Below are 17,239 nucleotides of genomic sequence, written 5' to 3' on the forward strand. Positions count from 1 at the left end.
GCACGTCCACTGACCTCAACGCAGTGTGAGCCTGGCCGCTACCTGCTATTCTCATCTTGTGGCACACTGCCGCCTGTTAATTCGATATTGCGCAGTTACTTAAGAGAACCCAACCTGATGAAATGGATTTACTCTGTTAGTCTCGCTGTCTCCCTCGCGATGCAACCTGCATTGGCTGAGACAGTGCAAGGTAACCACCCGATGACCGAACAGGCGCGGGATGCCTTCGTTAACCAACTGCTTAAAAAAATGACGCTGGACGAGAAAATCGGCCAGCTGCGTTTAATCAGCGTCGGACCTGATAATCCGAAAGAAGTGATTCGCGACATGATTCAGAAGAGTCAGGTTGGCGCGATCTTTAATACCGTGACCCGTCAGGATATCCGCGCGATGCAGGATCAGGCGATGCAGCTCAGCCGCCTGAAGATCCCGCTGTTTTTCGCCTACGACGTTATTCATGGTCAACGCACCATTTTCCCGATTCCTTTAGCCCTGGCGTCGAGCTGGGATCTGGATGCGGTGAAAGAGGTGGGGCGCGTTTCTGCCTATGAAGCGGCCGACGATGGCCTGAACATGACCTGGGCGCCGATGGTGGATGTCAGCCGTGAACCGCGCTGGGGCCGTGGCTCCGAAGGTTTCGGTGAGGATACGTATCTCACCAGCGAAATGGGTCGCAGCATGGTGCAGTCGATGCAGGGCAAAAGCGCGGCCGATCGCTACAGCGTGATGACCAGCGTGAAGCACTTCGCACTTTATGGCGCAGTGGAAGGTGGACGTGATTACAACACCGTGGACATGAGTCCGCAGCGCATGTTCCAGGACTATCTGCCGCCTTATAAAGCCTCACTGGATGCGGGCAGCGGCGGCGTGATGGTCGCGCTGAACTCGATCAATGGCGTGCCCGCTACGGCGGACAGCTGGCTGCTGAAAGATCTGCTGCGCGATAAGTGGAAATTTAAAGGCATCACCATCAGCGATCACGGTGCCATTAAAGAACTGATCAAACATGGCGTCGCCAGCGATCCGCAGGAAGCGGTGCGTATCGCCCTGAAGTCGGGCGTCGATATGAGCATGAGTGACGAATATTACAGCAAGTATCTGCCGGCGCTGGTGAAAAGCGGCGACGTCACCATGGCTGAGATTGATGATGCAGCGCGCCATGTGCTCAACGTCAAATATGACATGGGCTTGTTTAACGATCCCTACAGCCATTTAGGTCCGAAAGAAGGCGACCCGCAGGATACCAATGCGGAAAGCCGTCTGCACCGGGCTGAAGCGCGCGACGTCGCGCGTAAAAGTATCGTATTGCTGAAAAACCGCCTTGAAACACTGCCGCTGAAAAAATCGGGCACCATTGCCCTGATCGGTCCGCTGGCAGACAGTCAGCGTGACATTATGGGCAGCTGGTCCGCGGCAGGCGTGGCGAAGCAATCCGTTTCGCTGCTGCAGGGCATGCGCAATGCTACCGAAGGCAAAGCGACGCTGCTGTATGAGAAGGGGGCGAACGTTACCGACAACAAAGGGATTCAGGACTTCCTGAACCTCTATGAGCAGGCGGTTTCTGTTGATACGCGTTCAGCAGAGCAGATGATTGATGATGCAGTCGCCAAAGCGAAGCAGGCGGATGTGGTGGTTGCCGCCGTGGGCGAAGCGCAGGGTATGGCGCATGAAGCCTCCAGCCGCAGCGACCTGGTGATCCCGCCAAGCCAGCAGAAGCTGTTAGCGGCACTGAAAGCCATCGGTAAGCCGCTGGTAATCGTGTTGATGAATGGACGCCCGCTGTCGGTGGTGAATGAAGATCGGATGGCTGATGCGATGCTGGAGACCTGGTTCAGCGGCACCGAAGGTGGCAACGCCATCGCCGATGTGCTGTTCGGCGACTACAACCCGTCGGGCAAATTGCCGGTTTCCTTCCCGCGTTCAGTGGGTCAGATTCCGATTTACTACAACCATCTGCCAACCGGCCGTCCTTACAACTTTGCTAAGCCGAACAAGTACACCTCGCACTACTACGATGCGGCTAACGGCCCGCTCTATCCGTTTGGTTACGGCCTGAGCTACACCAGTTTCACCGTGTCACCGGTCAAAATGTCGTCGCCGACCATGCCGCGTAACGGCAGCATCGAAGCCAGCGTCACAGTGACTAACAGCGGTAAGCGCGATGGCGCGACGGTGGTGCAGATGTACCTCAATGATCCGGTGGCTTCCATCAGCCGTCCGGTACAGGAACTGCGTGGCTTCAAGCGCATCATGCTGAAAGCCGGCGAGTCGCAAACCGTCACGTTTAAGATCGACGTCGATGCGCTGAAGTTCTGGAACCAACAGATGCAGCACGTTGCAGAGCCCGGCAAATTCAACGTGATGATTGGACTCGATTCCGTGCGTACTCAGGATGCGCAGTTCAACTATCAATAACCGTCAGCCTTTCCCCTGAATGCAGGGGAAGGTGATGCGGCGCGTTGTTAGCGTCCTGCTAGCGCGCGCCGCGTCATATCCACTATCAGAGCCGTTATGATTAATCTGCGTGACCGCATCCAGCAACAGGTCTTCCGCCTTAATGGCCTGTCGATGAATGAATTTGACCTCTCTCAACCGTCTGGCGATCCCGGCCTGTTTGGCCCGGACAGCGTGATCTGGCGCGTCCACGGTGACTTCACCTCTATGATGTGCGGCGGGATCAGCGCGCTGCTGTTGCAGATGCTGCATCCGGCGGCGCTGGCAGGCGTCTGGGATCACTCCAATTTCCGCGAAGATATGATGGGCCGCCTGCGGCGCACCAGTCAGTTTATCGCCGTGACCACCTACGGGAATTCGCAGGATGCACAGACGCTGATCGACCGCGTAAAACGCATTCACCTTAAAGTCAGCGGCGTCGATAGCGAGGGCAAACCCTATGCCGCCAGCGATCCGCATCTTCTGACCTGGGTGCATGTGGCGGAGACCAGCCGTTTTCTGGCGGCTCATCTGCGCTACAAAAATCCACAGCTCAGCCGCGCCGAACAGGATCAGTACTATCAGGAAGCGGCGCAGATCGCCGAAGCGCTGGGGGCGGAGAAAGTGCCGAAAAGCGTTGTTGATGTTGCCGATTACCTGCAACAGATGCGTTCAGAGCTGCGCTTTGATCAGCGTACCGCCGAAGTGACACGATTGCTGATGAATGCCCCCGCACCCAGCTGGCAGGCGAAACCGGTGATGAAGGTGATGCTGAAGTCGGGATTCGGGCTGATGCCCGCGTGGGCGCAGGCAATGTCTGGCCGTGAGATTGGCCGCTTTCAACAGGCGATCATTGACCAGAAGATTAATACGATTGCGGTGGGGTTAAGGTGGTCGATTCAGCGCGGTGCCTGGTATCGGGCAATGGTGCGGATGGGGAGGCTGGGGTGAGGAGTTCAGGTACGTCGATTCGCGCCCTGCACCAGCCAGAACCCGCGTTCCCGGAATTTACAAAAAAATAGGGGTAGGGCGGACGCAAAACCGATACTCTTTCCTGTGAATACAATCAAGGAAATAATACAAGGAATGTATCACAATGGTTGCACTAAAGTTTCCCAGTACGATATTCAAGACCCAAAAAAGGATGGACGATTATAGCAGCGGTGATATGCGCTACGGTGACCTGTCTGAAACAGAGTTAAAATCTAAATACCAGCTGGTGGATGTTTCCACCCGGGCCAATCCGTACACGCTGACGAAAATCACCCCTTTTAATCAACCACATTCTATGTTTTACGGTGCCCGTATCGAAGGTGAGAACATTACCCGCCAGCAGTGCGCGACTATCCTGTTCGACGAATTTCGACATCTTTCACAATTTTTTACCCTGTACAGCCCTTACAAATATATTATTGAGAGAATGATTACCCATATGCAGTGCGGGAAGGGCAAACCCTTCCGGGACATGTCTCTGGATAATGCCTTGAAAGAGCAGGTGCTTAGAGATAATTCTAAGGATAGTAGCACGCGGCTATTCTTGAAAGAAGCGTTCAGGGATAATATAGATTGGGAAAACGGATTTTTTCCGGAAGATAAAAAGGATGAGTTACGTGCGGCTATCCTTAAAGGAAAACTGCCAAAGTTCGATAGATTTCAGGATAATTTTAATGGCATGGGTATTACCATTCATGATATCTGGTCGGCGCATATTACAATTAAATCATTACGGGTAGATAATGAGCGTTATCATGCAGTAGTCCACTATAAAGTACAGGACCACTTTGGACTCGACAGCGGTGATATTTCAGCGTTTAAATTCAGCCAGTTTCGGTTTTTTCGCATCTGGTTTGTGCTCCAGCGATACAATCAGTTTGGTTTCAGACCCTTCATGACGGATATGGAAGCCACAATTGAAATCGCAGGAGAACGGCATGAAATTTAAAAAAAGGGAGATGCTTTTCGCTTTCCTTCTGGCTGCGCCTGGTCTGCTGGTTTATGTTATCTGGATGGAATTACGTCCGGTCGACATCATTGCGGTACATGAAGATCGTCATTTTAGTGATGTTTTAGTTAAAAACTTCCCTTTTAGCGATAAAGGAAAAATAAACTGGTGGCTAAAGAATAAGAATATGCTCAAAGAAAAATATGGCATTCCAAAACCAGAATCTGATGGTTCCTATACTATCGTTTTCTGGTTGTTCGGCGATGGATATAAAGAAACTGATGGTTATGATCGTCTCTGTTTTAACGATATTAAAACAGATATTAATTGTATTGATAAAAATAGAGTTTTTTCTGTTAGTAAAAGCAAAAATAGAGGTATTTCATTTATTGCTCATAATGGAATATATCGTATGCGTGAAGGCGGGACCATAGTAAAAGATAAAAGTGATTAGGTTTACGCTTCTTGCATAGGGGTAGTAACAAAGTCATCAACCTTCCCAACCTGTTATTAGTTAAATTTTATTCATCATCATGGAACATTCGGGTGAGTGAGATTTTTTACCGCTTTTTTAAGTTGTTTTTTTCAATAACGGCGTTGTGAGTGTAGTCCACAAAATATACGCGGAAATGTTAATTGTTGTGTGTTAATAATGTGTTAATAAATAGGGGGAAGAATTGCTTTATCAATAAAGAGCATCACTCTTACAGACCTGCCACGCAATTATGAACAGGCCTTCTCGTCAGGACCAACACTGTGTGCCTCCGCAGCATCGCGCTACGCGGCAATATCGACGTCGAACGGGTTCTGCTTTGAGGATGCCAATATCATCACTTTTCATGAGCTTACCACCACCATTCTGAGTGGCAAGCTTATCTCCAGGGCCGACTACGCCAGCAAGCTGGTTCTGGTGGTGAATAAGTGGGTCCTGAAGCGCTCTACAACAAGATGTACAGTGCAGGGCTAGGGACCTGTTTCCCTGCAACTTCACCGGAAAGGCGTCTTTATGCTCTTCCCCAGACCCGCCTGATTACCCCTCAACTCCCGCACTTTGAGACTATTACCCTTGTCTCAGATCGCCGCAGCCAGGATCCTGCTCTATTCTCGGGGAAAATGGATTCCTCCAGGCTTTGTCGAGGCACTATGACGTACAAATCCCTGATTGCTGAAGTCCACAATCAGCAGCGCACCCTGACCGCCATTGTTGAACAGGATGAGCGCACCGCTTATTTTTACATCTGGCCAACCGATCTGTTCCGCAGCCAGTATGCGGTGCGCGGCTGCTGGCTACGAAACCTGCTGCCGGCACCGGCGCAGGAAGATCGCGAGGCGATGGAGCAGGGCATAGCGCCGCTGCTCAGCGCCGAGTATTGCCGTAATCTGGAAGCGGAACCCGCGCTGGATCCGGCTGGTCTGCAGATCCTGTGGGAGCCGAGTGATGATGGCGCAGCGCTGTGGTACTACGGTCAGCTGCTGGCCGTAATACCCGGCTGGAGCCTCTATCAGGAGAAGCAGGTGAGCTTCTCTGCGGGCTGCATCAAAAAGAACCGGCTGACGGCACCGCTGGGGTCGGCATCGACCAATGACTACTATGCCCGTGCGGAGCATCAGCGTCAGTTCTGGCGCGAATGGCACGACGGTAGCGAGTGGGATAAGGTGCAGAACGATCTGATGGCCTGCTATCAGGCGCGCTTTGGCGAGTCAGTGAAATACTACGCCATCGATCAGGGCAGCTGGCCGCCGATGGCGATCTCCCAGCACTGGCATCAGGGCGTCTGGGTTTTCCTGACGATCGGCATGAGTATCCGGCCGATGCCGCAGGTCGATTATCTGTTTGATGAGCTGGCGCCGCAGTATCGTCGTATCGAACTGGGGATGGCAGTTGACGGTGAGGTCATGACCGAAGGCAACGCCGTGCAGATGGCCAGCGCGCTGGCGGAGTTCGTCCATCTGCCGTGGGCGCGTCTGACCTGGCTGGGCGAAGGCCATACGCTGGCGTCGGAAGTGGCTCCGGTCGGCTTTGAAAGCTTCCTGCTCGCCAATGAGCTGGCAACCGAACAGGCGCAGTTCAAACTGCCAAAACGCGACGGCGATCGTCCGACTCTGCTCTGGACCACGCCGATCACCGAAGCGGAGCGGCAGTTCGCGCAGGCGGATGAACATGGCGGCCAGAAGTTACGGGAATTGTTAACAGCAGAGGGAAACGATCACGTTTTCCGTCCGCGTCAGCAGGTGGTCAGTTCAGAAGAGTAGGCCAGCAATAATGCGCCTGCTCACCCGTTCCCCGGCACCCGCCGGGGATGTGATAGTCACCCTATGAAATTAAATTTTTACAAAAATCAAACATTTCTCAAAAATGTGATCCCGCCCATCTCAAGTTCCTCTGTGCCGCGCCGTTAAACCGGATCAGGCAATCGCGCCGCACCAGGTTCAGGGGAACAAAGATGTTTAAAACAACACAATCCCGCTTCACCGCAACAATGATCGCGTTCTTTGTTGCGCTTTTACTCGTTACAGTTTGGGTTATTAATCAGTTTGTCGCGCCACAGCTGGTCGACAGCGAAAGCCGTCTGGTTCGCTATCAGGTGGATTCGCTGGCTTCCGGTATCGTTGAACAGATGAACCGCGTTCAGGCTCAGCAGCGCGCCATTACCGAAGCCGCATCCGTCATGGACAGCGCCACTATCGATACCCTGTTACCGACGCTGGTTAACCAGTATCAGGACAGCAATGTGTTTGGTGGCGGTATCTGGCCACTGCCTAACCGTCGTGACCCGGCCAAAGAGAAGGACAGCAGCTTCTTTGCCCGTAATGCCAGCAATGAACTGCAGGTGAACACCTACTGGAACTCCGACGCGGCTGACAAATACTGGGAGCAACCCTGGTACAAAGATGGCATGGCCGCTCCGAAAGGCCAGTGTGCCTGGGCAAAAGCCTATCAGGATGCCGCCAGCCCGCAGCCGCGCACCAACTGTGCTATGGCCATCTACAAAAACGGCACCGCCTGGGGTGTCGCCACCATCGACGTGACGCTGGGGTTCTTTAACCAGCTGGCGAAACAGATGGGTGAAACCATTCAGGGCAACGTGCTGATCGTCGAAGCCGACGGTAAAGTCGTGGGCAATGGCGCGCTGGTGAATGCCGCACCGAAGCTTGAGAACCTGGCTGACGTGCAGATACCGATGGCAGGACCGCTGAAAACGCTGCTGAACGGTGTTGGCAATCAGCCGCTGGAAACCACCTACGACAGCAGTGAAGGCGAGCAGACGCTGTTTGTGCAGGCCATTCCTGGCAGCCCGTGGTATCTCGCCAGCAGCCTGCCAACCAGCCTGCTGAAAGCGCAGTCACACAACATGCTGACCCGCCTGGGTCTGGTGCAGATTCCTTTGGCGGTGATCCTGCTGCTGGTGTCGCTGGGCTTTGTCCGCGCCATGATGAAACGTCTTAACGTGCTGAACAGCAATATCGAAGCGCTGTCGACCGGGGGCGCCGATTTGACTCAGCGTCTGCCAGCCAGCAACAGCCCAGAGTTCAACGCCGTTGCACAGAGCTTTAACCAGTTCATCATCTATCTGCAGGGCCTGCTCCAGCAGGTGGGTGACAGCGCACTGGCGATCACCGCCGCGTCGCGGGAAATTGCCAGCGGCAACGCCAATCTCTCGTCCCGTACTGAAGATCAGGCCAGCTCGATTGTCGAAACGGCTGCATCGATGGAACAGCTGACCGGCACCGTCCGTCAGAACGCCGACAACGCGACGCACGCTAACCAGCTGGCGGGCGATGCCTCACAGGTAGCCGCACGTGGCACTGAAGTGGTTCGTCAGGTGGTCACTACGATGGGCGAGATTCATCACTCATCCCGTAAAGTGGTCGATATCATCAGCGTGATCGACAGCATCGCATTCCAGACCAATATCCTGGCACTTAACGCCGCAGTAGAAGCGGCACGTGCCGGTGAACAGGGGCGCGGTTTTGCGGTGGTGGCATCGGAAGTGCGCAACCTGGCGCAGCGTTCAGCTAACTCGGCGCGTGAGATTAAAAAGTTAATTGAAGAGTCAGTGGCGAATATCGATACCGGTAGTGCGCTGGTTGAGCAGGCGGGTCAGACCATGGATGAGCTGATGAAGGGCGTGAGCAGTGTCACCACACTGATGAGTGAAATCATGTCAGCCAGCCGCGAACAGAGTCTGGGTATTGAACAGGTTAACGTGGCTATTACCCAGCTTGATGGCACCACGCAGCAGAACGCCGTGCTGGTGGAGCAGGTTTCTGCTGCCGCACAGGCGATGGAATCGCAGAGCACCCAGCTTGAGCGGGTGGTTCAGAGTTTCCGACTGTAATTCCTCTCCGGGCCAGCGTTGCTGGCCTGATTTCCTCTCTGCTTCATCTGCTTATCGCCGCCTGACTCGGGTAAAAAATCCTCGATGATCCGCCCAAACTGCTCATTCTGTGCCAGAATAGTTGGGAATAATCTCAAGGAAACGCCATGTCTGCTATTGAAGTTATCCTCGTTGACCACCTCGATCGTCCCACCGGCAAAATGGAAAAGCTGGAAGTGCATGAAAAAGGATTACTGCACCGCGCGGTGACGGTCTACGTCTTCAATTCCCGGCAGGAACTGTTACTGCAGCGGCGTGCCAGCGATAAATATCACTGTGGTGGCTTGTGGAGTAATACCTGCTGTGGTCATCCTTACCCCCATGAGTCGACCCGCGACGCCGCCGAGCGCCGTCTGCGTGAAGAGATGGGGATGGTCGTAACGCTGACGCCGGTATTTGAACTGAGCTACAACCTGAAGCTGAGCAATGGCCTGACTGAGCATGAATATGGTCACGTCTTCTTTGCCGTCTGCGACAGTCTGCCGCAGCTGAATCCGCAGGAAGCAGATGCCTTTGATTATCGCCCGATGGCGCTGATTGAGGAGCAGATGCAGCAGCAGCCACAGCAGTTCACACCGTGGTTTTTGCACACTTTCCCGCGCATCCCGGACTATCTCAAAGAATTTCCTTTCCCGGCAGTCACCGCATAAAAAAAACCGCACTGAGGTGCGGTTTGCTCCCTGAGCCGGCGTGCTATCCACGCCCTGACCGTTGTTTATCGCTGCAATTCAAAATCTTCCGCATCCACATCATAACCCGACGGTTCCCAGCGGATCGCCAGCAGCGCCAGCAGGCCGGCCAGCGGGGCCAGGAAGATGACCCAGAACACGCCGGTGCCCAGCGCCGCGACCAGCACTGGAAACAGAAACAGCGAAACGGTCGAACTGCCGCGCATCAGCGTCTGGTTAAAGCCGACCCCCACGCCGCGCAGCGAAGTCGGGTAACTCAGCGACGCAAAAGTCATGGTGTGCGAGCCCGGTCCGAATCCCTGACCAAACAGGAACAGCGCCAGCATGCCGATCGCCAGCGCGGCTTCCTGGCCGCCTTCCGGGCGACCAATCAGCGCCAGCCCGAGCAGCGCCACACACTGACAGCCATAACCCGCCACCGACATCTTCCACGCACCCAGAAGCGGCACCAGTCGCACCGCCAGAATGCCGCCAACAAAGGCGAACAGCAGATTCAGCGCCAGCGACACCAGAATGGTGGTGAGCATTGACTGAGCAAAGAAGCTGGAGATAATCACCGGCAGACCAAACGCCACCGCGTTATAGGCAAACGACGAGGCGATAGAGGTAATGGTCGCCAGCAGCGTACGGCGGCGATATACGCCCTGCAGCAGCGCACCATAGTTTCGCCAGCTCGCCTTGCGCACCGGCGTGGCAGCGGTCAGCCCCGCGTCGGGAGCCACCTGGGCATTGATATTCCACGCACTGCGCAAAATCGCCGCAGCCCCTTTCAGGTCGCCCTGATTGGCTGCCCACACCGGGGATTCACTCATGTAACGGCTGCGGATAGCGATGATGACAATCGCCGGAACGGCGCCAAAACCGAGGATTAGCCGCCATAGCCAGTCGGTATGACTTTCGGGCAACACCGCATAGAGCAGCAGCACCAGCAGATAGGAGATGCTGATCGCCGCGTACCAGGTCGGACACCACATCGCCACGCTGGCCGCTTTATTCCCCTTGCCGCGCAGCTTTGAAAACTCCGCCAGAAACGCCATCGCCACCGGCAGATCGATCCCGACGCCCAGCCCCATCACGAAGCGCGCGCCAGCAAGCACATATTCATTGGGAGCAAATGCACAGGCGATAGCCGCCACCACGAAAAAAAACATATCGGCCATGAAGACCCGATAACGGCCAATTTTGTCGGTGAGATAGCCGCCAATCAGCGCGCCAATAATCGCTCCGAAGGTAATTGCCGAGGCGACCATGCCGGTGCCGGTCGGGGTGAGACTAAACTCGCGCGTGATTTCTTTGATGCCAAAGGCCAGCGCACCCAGGTCATAGGCGTCGAGGAACACGCCTCCCAGCGCAATCGCCACCACGATGCGGGCATTGTTACGGGTGCTGTCGCCGCTGTTCACTAAGCGGGATACGTCAGCTGCGCTGCGAATCCACTGTGTTTCGCCACCGGGCGAACTCCCTGCTGATGCCACATGGGCGGAAGAGATCAGGTCGGACATGATGTTATGCATCTTTTATTATAAAAACAGATTTTCGAGAATAGCCGTTTAGACGCCCAGACGTAAATTCATTTCAGTTATAAATAATAATTTTCTAATCTCAAATCGTTATCATTTTGCGATAAAGTCAACTGCATCACCGCCGCGCCAGGCTACGCTTTTAAGGCAGATTATTTCCGCTGCCCATCCTGCCAGTCTCCCTCTCAGCGGCAGGATCGCAGCCTGAATTACGCCACGCGAAGACATCACGCACTAACGAAACGCAAAAACATCACGCGATAACGCGATAAGGAAAAGGCCATGGTCACAATTCGGGGTTGGATGGGAGTCAGCGCGTTGCTGCTCAGTATGGGGATGGCACAGGCGGCCGATCCGGTGCGGGTCGGCTCAAAAATTGATACCGAAGGATCGCTGCTGGGCAACGTGATCCTTCAGGTGCTGGAAAAGCATGGGGTAAAAACCGTCAATAAAATCCAGCTCGGTACGACCCAGGTGGTGCGTGGTGCCATTACGGCGGGCGAACTCGATATCTACCCGGAATACACCGGCAACGGCGCATTCTTCTTCAACGATGAAAAAGACAGCGCATGGAAGAATGCCGCCGCAGGCTACGAAAAGGTGAAGAAGCTGGATGCGGAGAAAAACCATCTGGTGTGGCTGACGCCTGCTCCGGCCAACAACACCTGGACCATCGCAGTGCGTAAAGATCTGGCTGACAAGGACCAGCTCACTTCGCTGGCCGATCTCAGCGCCTTTCTGAAAAAAGGTGGCACCTTCAAGCTGGCGGCGTCAGCCGAATTTATTGAACGCAGCGATGCTTTACCGGCCTTTGAAAAAGCGTATGGCTTTGACCTCAAGCAGGATCAGCTGCTGTCGCTGGCGGGCGGCGATACCGCTGTCACCATCAGCGCGGCAGCTCAGCAGACCTCTGGCGTGAACGCGGCGATGGCTTACGGCACTGATGGTCCGGTGGCGGCATTGGGTCTGCAGACGCTCAGCGATCCCAAAGGGGTTCAGCCAATTTATGCGCCGGCGCCGGTGATCCGCGAATCGGTACTGAAAGCCTATCCACAAATTGCAGACTGGCTGAAGCCGGTGTTCAGCGCACTTGATGAGAAGACGCTGCAACAGCTCAACGCAAAAATCGCTGTCGACGGTCAGGATGCCAGCAGCGTAGCAACCGAGTGGCTGCAGCAGAAAAAGCTGCTGTAACCGATGCAGATATCGCGGGAAGCGATACGCCGTCCGGCTCAGCAGCCGGTGGCTTTGCTGCTGCTGACGCTGCTGAGTCTGGCGCTGGTGGCGTTGCCATTTCTTAACTTCGCCCCGAACCGGTTGGTGGCGGGCGAAGCGCTGATGGGCTGGCAGATAAGCTACTTCGGGCTATTAATGCTGCCGCTGGCAACGCTGTGGCTGCTGCTGTGGCGTCTGCCTGGACGCAGCACGCTGATTGTGGCTCTGCTGGCGGCCGAACTGCTGCTGGCTGTGATCATCTGGCTCAGCGGTCATCAGGCCACTTTGCTCAGCCAGCAGGGCAGCCGTCTGGCGCGTACCAGCTTTGCCAGCGGTCTGTGGTGCAGCGGTGCGCTGATCCTGCTGCTGATCACCGATCAGGTGCGGCAACTGACTTCCCATCGGCTGGGCCAGCTGCTGCTCAATCTGCAGGTCTGGCTACTGCCGCTGTTGCTGCTGTTCAGCGGCCAGCTCAGCGATCTCTCCCTCCTGAAAGAGTATGCCAACCGCCACGCGGTGTTTGATGCCGCGCTGAGCCGTCATCTGACCTTGCTGGCGGGCACCGTGCTGCCTGCGCTGATCATTGCGCTGCCGCTGGGCGTCACGCTGTTCCGGCGGCCAGGCTGGCAGGGTGGGGTGTTCGGCGTGCTGAATGTGATTCAGACGGTGCCGTCGGTGGCGCTATTTGGACTGCTGATTGCGCCGCTGGCCGGTCTGGCTCTGCAGTTTCCGTGGCTCGGCGACTGGGGTATTAGTGGCATTGGCATGGCGCCAGCGCTGATAGCCCTGGTGCTTTACGCCCTGCTGCCGCTGGTGCGCAGCGTGGTGGTGGGGCTGCAACAGGTGCCGCAGGAGGTGCGCGAAAGCGCGCGCGGCATGGGCATGAGCGGCTGGCAGCAGTTTATTGCGGTGGATGTGCCGCTGGCGCTGCCGGTCTGGCTGACGGGTCTGCGCGTGGTTGTGGTGCAGACGCTGGGCATGGCGGTGGTCGCGGCGCTGATTGGCGCGGGCGGCTTTGGCGCGATTATTTTCCAGGGACTGTTGAGCAGTGCGCTGGATTTGGTGTTGCTGGGGGTGATCCCGGTGATTGCACTGGCAGTTGTCATTGATGCGCTGTTCCGCCTGCTAATCTCACTGCTGGAGAGAAAAGATGATTGAATTTGATGGCGTTTCCCGCGCCTTTAACGGCAAAGCCGCAGTGAAAGATCTCTCCCTGCAGGTGGCAAAAGGGGAGTTCTGCGTGCTGCTCGGCACCTCCGGTTCCGGTAAATCGACCACCCTTAAGATGATCAACCGGCTGGTGGAGTTTGATAGTGGTGAGATTCGCTTTGCCGGTGAGTCGATCCGCCAGCTTGATGCCCGCACGCTGCGGCGGCGCATGGGCTATGCCATTCAGTCGATTGGCCTGTTCCCGCACTGGACGGTGCGGAAGAACATCGCCACGGTACCGGTCCTGCTGGGCTGGCCCAGAGCACAGGTCGATGAGCGCATCGCGGCGCTGCTGGCGCTGCTCAATCTCGACGAGCAACTGCTGAATCGCTATCCGCATCAGCTCTCCGGCGGGCAGCAGCAGCGGGTGGGTGTGGCGCGGGCGCTGGCGGCCGATCCGGAAGTGTTGCTGATGGATGAGCCATTCGGCGCGCTCGACCCAGTGACGCGCGGTGTGCTGCAGCAGGAGATGCTGCGCATTCATCGGCTGTCGGGCCGCACCATCGTGCTGGTGACCCATGATATCGATGAAGCGCTGACACTGGCGGACCGTATCGTGCTGATGGATAACGGTGAGATTGTTCAGCAGGGCAGGCCGGTAGAGCTGCTGACCCAGCCAAAAAACGATTTTGTGCGTGACTTCTTTGGTCGCAGTGAAATGGGCGTGCGGCTGCTGTCGCTGGAACAGGTGGGAAATGCGGTGCGGCGTGGCGAGTGGCTGGCGGGCGAACCGATCGCCGCAGCCCTGACGCTGCGTGACGCCCTGTCGCAGTTTATCGCCCGGCGCACCGATAAACTGCCGGTCATCGACAATCAACAACAGCCGCTGGGCGTGCTCCACTTTGGCGACCTGCTGCAACTGCGCGAGGCGTCAACATGCGCAGGCTAAAGGATCCACTGCTGTGGCTGGTGCTGTTCTACGGCGCGCTGCTGACTCTGATGCCTTACAGCGGGCCGCTGTTTCACCGCTGGTTTCCGGAACTGGCGCGGCCACTCTATCAGCAGGAAAGCTTCTGGCAGCTGACACTGGCGCATCTGTTTCTGGTAGTCACCGCCAGCTTGCTGGCGATTGTGGTGGGTATAGGCAGTGGCGTGCTGGTGACGCGGCGTGCGGGCCGTGCGTTCCGGCCGTTGATGGAGACCATTGTGGCGGCGGGGCAAACTATCCCGCCGGTGGCGGTGCTGGCAATTGCGGTGCCGGTGATGGGATTTGGCGCCTGGCCCGCAGTCGTGGCGCTGCTGCTCTACGGATTGCTGCCAATTTTACAGGGGACGCTGGCGGGTATTGATAGCGTACCGGCCAGCAGCCGGGAGATCGCCATCGGCGTCGGCATGAGCAGCTGGCAACGATTATGGCAGATCGAGCTAGCACTGGCTGCGCCGGTAATTATCGCCGGGATACGCACCTCGGTGATCATCAACATCGGCACAGCGACTATCGCCTCAACGGTGGGCGCGAAAAGTCTGGGATCGCCGGTGATTATCGGCTTAAGCGGATTTAATATAGCCTATGTGATTCAGGGGGCACTGCTGGTGGCGCTGCTGGCGATAGTCAGCGATCGTCTGTTTGAGCGCCTTCAGCGCGGGTTTAGCGTGAGTGAACGATGAGAGAGTATCCGACCAGCATCAGACCGCTGGTGCCACCGGCCGCCATAATAAAAAACAGCGTGGCGAAAAAGGCTTTTTTGACATTCATGGTTAAAACCTGAGCTCGTTAACAGTGAGGCGGGGATAATAGCGCGCGCAAGGCAGAAGGCAAAGTGCCCGGCGTGCGTTTTTGTTATCAGCCGGGTTCATGCAACCGCACGGCATAACCCTGTTCCTGCCAGTGTGACAGCTGTTCCTGCTGGCGACGGGTTAGTTTTTTACCGGTAAAGACAAACATATTCATGCCAGGAAAGAGTTCAGGACGCGGCAGATCCAGCGGTTCAGCCAGCACATCAATGCGCCAGCCATGCTGCGACAGACGCCAGCCCTCCAGCCAGATGCGGGTACGATCGTCGATACCCCAGCCAATAATCAGCGCATCTTTTCCTGATTTTTTCCGGCTGCCAGTCAGGCAGAACGCGACATAGTCGATCAGCAAACCATCAAGCAGACTGCACATCGTGCGGGCGGTGTTCTGGTCCAGACTCAGCTTCTGGCGTACCGGCATGAACACGTGATCGATCAGCGCATCAATCGGATGTTCGCGACCAATCGCGGTAATTTTGTTACGAAGTTTAGCGGGTCTGACGTGACGCAGTACGCTGATCAGCTCATCCTGCAGTGTCGTCCAGCCGTCATGGGCATCAACATCGCCACCTTCAAGCAATGCTTTAACTTTGCCGACCGGCACGCCGCTTTCAATCCAGCGCATGATCTCTTCGATGCGATGAACATCTTCTTCGTCAAACTGACGATGTCCGCCTTCGGTACGTTGCGGCTTCAGTAAGCCATAACGACGCTGCCAGGCGCGCAGAGTGACTGGGTTTATGCCACAGCGCTCGGCAACGTCACCGATACTGTATAAGGTCATAAATTCCTCTTTCGATTGGTCTGAGTGTAATTACCATAACGAAGCCGACTAAGTTGTACAATACATTTCTCGATGTACAACTTGACTGATACGCCGTTTCTCCGTTATATCTCACATAAGAGAATTTTTCCCAAATGTGAGAAATTACTATGTCAGAGCTGAATACGGAGCAACGACTGGCGGTGAGGCTGGCAGAATTACGCCTGCAACGCGGTTGGTCGCTGGATGAACTTTCTGTCGCTACGGGCATCAGTCGTGCGTCATTATCGCGCATTGAGCGAAGCGAGACCAGCCCTACTGCTGCGCTGCTTAACCGTCTGTGTGTTGCCTACGGATTAACGATGTCGCGCCTGCTCAGTGAAGTGGAGGAGGAGTCCAGTCTGCTGATCAGAGATGACCAGCAGCCCGTGTGGCAGGATGAATCCAGCGGATTTATTCGCCGGAATGTTTCACCTCCTGCACTTCATTTTCGATGCGAACTGGTTGAGGGCAAACTACGGCCCGGTGCACGTATAGATTACGATGCGCCACCTATACAGGGGCTGGAGCAGCATATCTGGCTACACGAGGGCGGCCTCACCGTCACGATGGGGGCGCAGCAGTGGGCGCTGAAGCCCGGTGACTGCCTACGTTTTCATCTGGTCGGGAAATCGGCTTTTGAGGCGCACCCGACTGCTGGCGCGCGCTATTTACTGGTGGTGGCGAAACCATGATTAATTACGCAATACTTCGCGCCGACGAAGCGCAACAGCAGTTGGGTGAACTGACGGAGGTGCTGCAGGCTTGTGTGGCAGACGGCGCCAGTGTCGGCTTTATTGATGCCGAAGACGAAGAAGTGATAACGCGATTCTGGCAGCAGCGGATCGCCGGTCTGGCAGACGGCGACAGCGAATTATTCGTCGCGCGGCAGCACGATAGCATCGTGGGCACTGTCATTCTCAGTGGCAGCGCCATGCCAAATGGCCGACACCGGGCAGAGATCAGCAAACTGCTGGTGCATCCCAGGGCGCGCCGTCAGGGTATCGCCCGTGAGCTGATGGAGCTCGCCGGACAGCGGGCGCGTACGCAGGGTAAAACCCTGCTGGTGCTGGATACGCGCAGCGGCGATGTTGCCAGCGAGCTTTATCGTTCACTTGGCTGGCAGGTGGCGGGATCGATTCCGTTTTATGCCGAATCCACTGAAGGTGTGCTGGATGCCACCACCTATATGTACAAAGTACTGGAGTAGAGAGCCGCCGCCGGGCACTCACTGAAATTTACGACGGCGCACGAAAAATTCCGCGCGAAAGCTGACGTCGCCGGGATACTGTGTAAAAATACAGGCCATATTTTCA

At 55.9% G+C, this 17,239-nt stretch carries 16 protein-coding genes and 1 pseudogene; 14 read left to right on the forward strand and 3 right to left on the reverse strand.

From position 1 onward, the window contains the following. Positions 1-117: 117 nt before the first annotated feature. From bglX to idi, 8 genes and pseudogenes are all read left to right on the forward strand, one after another. Positions 118-2,415 carry a beta-glucosidase BglX gene (bglX, locus tag AC2LB6_RS10015; RefSeq protein ID WP_490093383.1) on the forward strand — a complete coding sequence of 766 codons (2,298 nt, stop codon included), beginning with the start codon at positions 118-120 and terminating at the stop codon, positions 2,413-2,415. Positions 2,416-2,511: 96 nt separating this feature from the next. Further along, the gene (locus AC2LB6_RS10020; protein ID WP_490093384.1) at positions 2,512-3,384 is read left to right on the forward strand and encodes an oxygenase MpaB family protein; all 873 of its coding nucleotides are present in this window, start codon (positions 2,512-2,514) and stop codon (positions 3,382-3,384) included. A gap of 145 nt (positions 3,385-3,529) precedes the next feature. After that, positions 3,530-4,375 carry a YPO3983 family protein gene (locus tag AC2LB6_RS10025; RefSeq protein ID WP_490093385.1) on the forward strand — a complete coding sequence of 282 codons (846 nt, stop codon included), beginning with the start codon at positions 3,530-3,532 and terminating at the stop codon, positions 4,373-4,375. Further along, positions 4,365-4,829 carry a DUF943 family protein gene (locus AC2LB6_RS10030; protein WP_490093386.1) on the forward strand — a complete coding sequence of 155 codons (465 nt, stop codon included), beginning with the start codon at positions 4,365-4,367 and terminating at the stop codon, positions 4,827-4,829. Before AC2LB6_RS10025 ends, AC2LB6_RS10030 begins: the two co-directional genes overlap by 11 nt. A gap of 372 nt (positions 4,830-5,201) precedes the next feature. Continuing rightward, a pseudogene (locus AC2LB6_RS10035) lies at positions 5,202-5,294 on the forward strand (glutathione peroxidase); the annotation flags it as partial. Positions 5,295-5,518: 224 nt separating this feature from the next. Continuing rightward, entirely contained in the window at positions 5,519-6,628 is a 1,110-nt protein-coding gene (locus tag AC2LB6_RS10040) for a suppressor of fused domain protein (protein WP_490093387.1), read from the forward strand. Between the two features lie 191 nt (positions 6,629-6,819). Further along, positions 6,820-8,715: a methyl-accepting chemotaxis protein gene (locus tag AC2LB6_RS10045; protein WP_490093388.1), complete on the forward strand. Its 1,896-nt coding sequence runs from the start codon at positions 6,820-6,822 to the stop codon at positions 8,713-8,715. A 146-nt stretch (positions 8,716-8,861) separates the two neighbouring features. Further along, complete coding sequence (gene idi / locus AC2LB6_RS10050) at positions 8,862-9,404, forward strand: isopentenyl-diphosphate Delta-isomerase (RefSeq protein WP_490093389.1); 543 nt, start codon at positions 8,862-8,864, stop codon at positions 9,402-9,404. A gap of 65 nt (positions 9,405-9,469) precedes the next feature. On the opposite strand, the gene AC2LB6_RS10055 is transcribed toward idi, so the two are convergent. Next, a complete protein-coding gene (locus AC2LB6_RS10055) occupies positions 9,470-10,945 on the reverse strand; it encodes an MFS transporter (protein WP_490093390.1) in 1,476 nt (491 codons plus the stop codon). A gap of 300 nt (positions 10,946-11,245) precedes the next feature. On the opposite strand from AC2LB6_RS10055, the gene osmF reads away from it, so the two are divergent. Genes osmF through AC2LB6_RS10075 form a run of 4 tightly spaced genes read left to right on the forward strand, consistent with a single transcriptional unit; the run spans position 11,246 to position 14,995 of the window. Beyond that, positions 11,246-12,157 carry a glycine betaine ABC transporter substrate-binding protein OsmF gene (osmF, locus tag AC2LB6_RS10060; protein WP_490093391.1) on the forward strand — a complete coding sequence of 304 codons (912 nt, stop codon included), beginning with the start codon at positions 11,246-11,248 and terminating at the stop codon, positions 12,155-12,157. Positions 12,158-12,160: 3 nt separating this feature from the next. Beyond that, positions 12,161-13,336: an ABC transporter permease gene (locus tag AC2LB6_RS10065; protein WP_490093392.1), complete on the forward strand. Its 1,176-nt coding sequence runs from the start codon at positions 12,161-12,163 to the stop codon at positions 13,334-13,336. After that, positions 13,329-14,276 carry an ABC transporter ATP-binding protein gene (locus tag AC2LB6_RS10070; protein WP_490093393.1) on the forward strand — a complete coding sequence of 316 codons (948 nt, stop codon included), beginning with the start codon at positions 13,329-13,331 and terminating at the stop codon, positions 14,274-14,276. The genes AC2LB6_RS10065 and AC2LB6_RS10070 overlap by 8 nt, the downstream gene beginning before the upstream one ends. Further along, on the forward strand, positions 14,264-14,995 hold the full coding sequence (locus AC2LB6_RS10075; protein WP_490093394.1) for an ABC transporter permease: 732 nt from the start codon (positions 14,264-14,266) through the stop codon (positions 14,993-14,995). The genes AC2LB6_RS10070 and AC2LB6_RS10075 overlap by 13 nt, the downstream gene beginning before the upstream one ends. Here the strand turns inward: AC2LB6_RS10075 and AC2LB6_RS10080 are convergent. Both AC2LB6_RS10080 and AC2LB6_RS10085 read right to left on the reverse strand, forming a co-directional pair. Continuing rightward, positions 14,976-15,083: a hypothetical protein gene (locus AC2LB6_RS10080; RefSeq protein WP_242634131.1), complete on the reverse strand. Its 108-nt coding sequence runs from the start codon at positions 15,081-15,083 to the stop codon at positions 14,976-14,978. The genes AC2LB6_RS10075 and AC2LB6_RS10080 overlap by 20 nt on opposite strands. A gap of 87 nt (positions 15,084-15,170) precedes the next feature. Then, the gene (locus AC2LB6_RS10085; protein WP_490093395.1) at positions 15,171-15,905 is read right to left on the reverse strand and encodes a MerR family transcriptional regulator; all 735 of its coding nucleotides are present in this window, start codon (positions 15,903-15,905) and stop codon (positions 15,171-15,173) included. 149 nt (positions 15,906-16,054) lie between these two features. Between AC2LB6_RS10085 and AC2LB6_RS10090 the strand changes: the two genes are divergently transcribed. Next, positions 16,055-16,618 (forward strand): helix-turn-helix domain-containing protein, encoded by a 564-nt coding sequence (locus AC2LB6_RS10090; protein ID WP_490093396.1) that lies wholly within the window; start codon positions 16,055-16,057, stop codon positions 16,616-16,618. Then, positions 16,615-17,133, forward strand: coding sequence for a GNAT family N-acetyltransferase (locus tag AC2LB6_RS10095; RefSeq protein ID WP_490093397.1), 519 nt, complete (start codon positions 16,615-16,617; stop codon positions 17,131-17,133). Before AC2LB6_RS10090 ends, AC2LB6_RS10095 begins: the two co-directional genes overlap by 4 nt. The last annotated feature ends 106 nt before the right edge of the window (positions 17,134-17,239 follow it).

Source organism: Pantoea sp. RCC30.1, from assembly GCF_058148845.1.

What these genes read in the sequence shown, in the direction of transcription:
- bglX (WP_490093383.1), top strand. Translation starts at nt 118, where the DNA reads ATGAAATGGATTTACTCTGTTAGTCTCGCTGTCTCCCTCGCGATGCAA.
- AC2LB6_RS10020 (WP_490093384.1), top strand. Translation starts at nt 2,512, where the DNA reads ATGATTAATCTGCGTGACCGCATCCAGCAACAGGTCTTCCGCCTTAAT.
- AC2LB6_RS10025 (WP_490093385.1), top strand. Translation starts at nt 3,530, where the DNA reads ATGGTTGCACTAAAGTTTCCCAGTACGATATTCAAGACCCAAAAAAGG.
- AC2LB6_RS10030 (WP_490093386.1), top strand. Translation starts at nt 4,365, where the DNA reads ATGAAATTTAAAAAAAGGGAGATGCTTTTCGCTTTCCTTCTGGCTGCG.
- AC2LB6_RS10040 (WP_490093387.1), top strand. Translation starts at nt 5,519, where the DNA reads ATGACGTACAAATCCCTGATTGCTGAAGTCCACAATCAGCAGCGCACC.
- AC2LB6_RS10045 (WP_490093388.1), top strand. Translation starts at nt 6,820, where the DNA reads ATGTTTAAAACAACACAATCCCGCTTCACCGCAACAATGATCGCGTTC.
- idi (WP_490093389.1), top strand. Translation starts at nt 8,862, where the DNA reads ATGTCTGCTATTGAAGTTATCCTCGTTGACCACCTCGATCGTCCCACC.
- AC2LB6_RS10055 (WP_490093390.1), bottom strand. Translation starts at nt 10,945, where the DNA reads ATGTCCGACCTGATCTCTTCCGCCCATGTGGCATCAGCAGGGAGTTCG.
- osmF (WP_490093391.1), top strand. Translation starts at nt 11,246, where the DNA reads ATGGTCACAATTCGGGGTTGGATGGGAGTCAGCGCGTTGCTGCTCAGT.
- AC2LB6_RS10065 (WP_490093392.1), top strand. Translation starts at nt 12,161, where the DNA reads ATGCAGATATCGCGGGAAGCGATACGCCGTCCGGCTCAGCAGCCGGTG.
- AC2LB6_RS10070 (WP_490093393.1), top strand. Translation starts at nt 13,329, where the DNA reads ATGATTGAATTTGATGGCGTTTCCCGCGCCTTTAACGGCAAAGCCGCA.
- AC2LB6_RS10075 (WP_490093394.1), top strand. Translation starts at nt 14,264, where the DNA reads ATGCGCAGGCTAAAGGATCCACTGCTGTGGCTGGTGCTGTTCTACGGC.
- AC2LB6_RS10080 (WP_242634131.1), bottom strand. Translation starts at nt 15,083, where the DNA reads ATGAATGTCAAAAAAGCCTTTTTCGCCACGCTGTTTTTTATTATGGCG.
- AC2LB6_RS10085 (WP_490093395.1), bottom strand. Translation starts at nt 15,905, where the DNA reads ATGACCTTATACAGTATCGGTGACGTTGCCGAGCGCTGTGGCATAAAC.
- AC2LB6_RS10090 (WP_490093396.1), top strand. Translation starts at nt 16,055, where the DNA reads ATGTCAGAGCTGAATACGGAGCAACGACTGGCGGTGAGGCTGGCAGAA.
- AC2LB6_RS10095 (WP_490093397.1), top strand. Translation starts at nt 16,615, where the DNA reads ATGATTAATTACGCAATACTTCGCGCCGACGAAGCGCAACAGCAGTTG.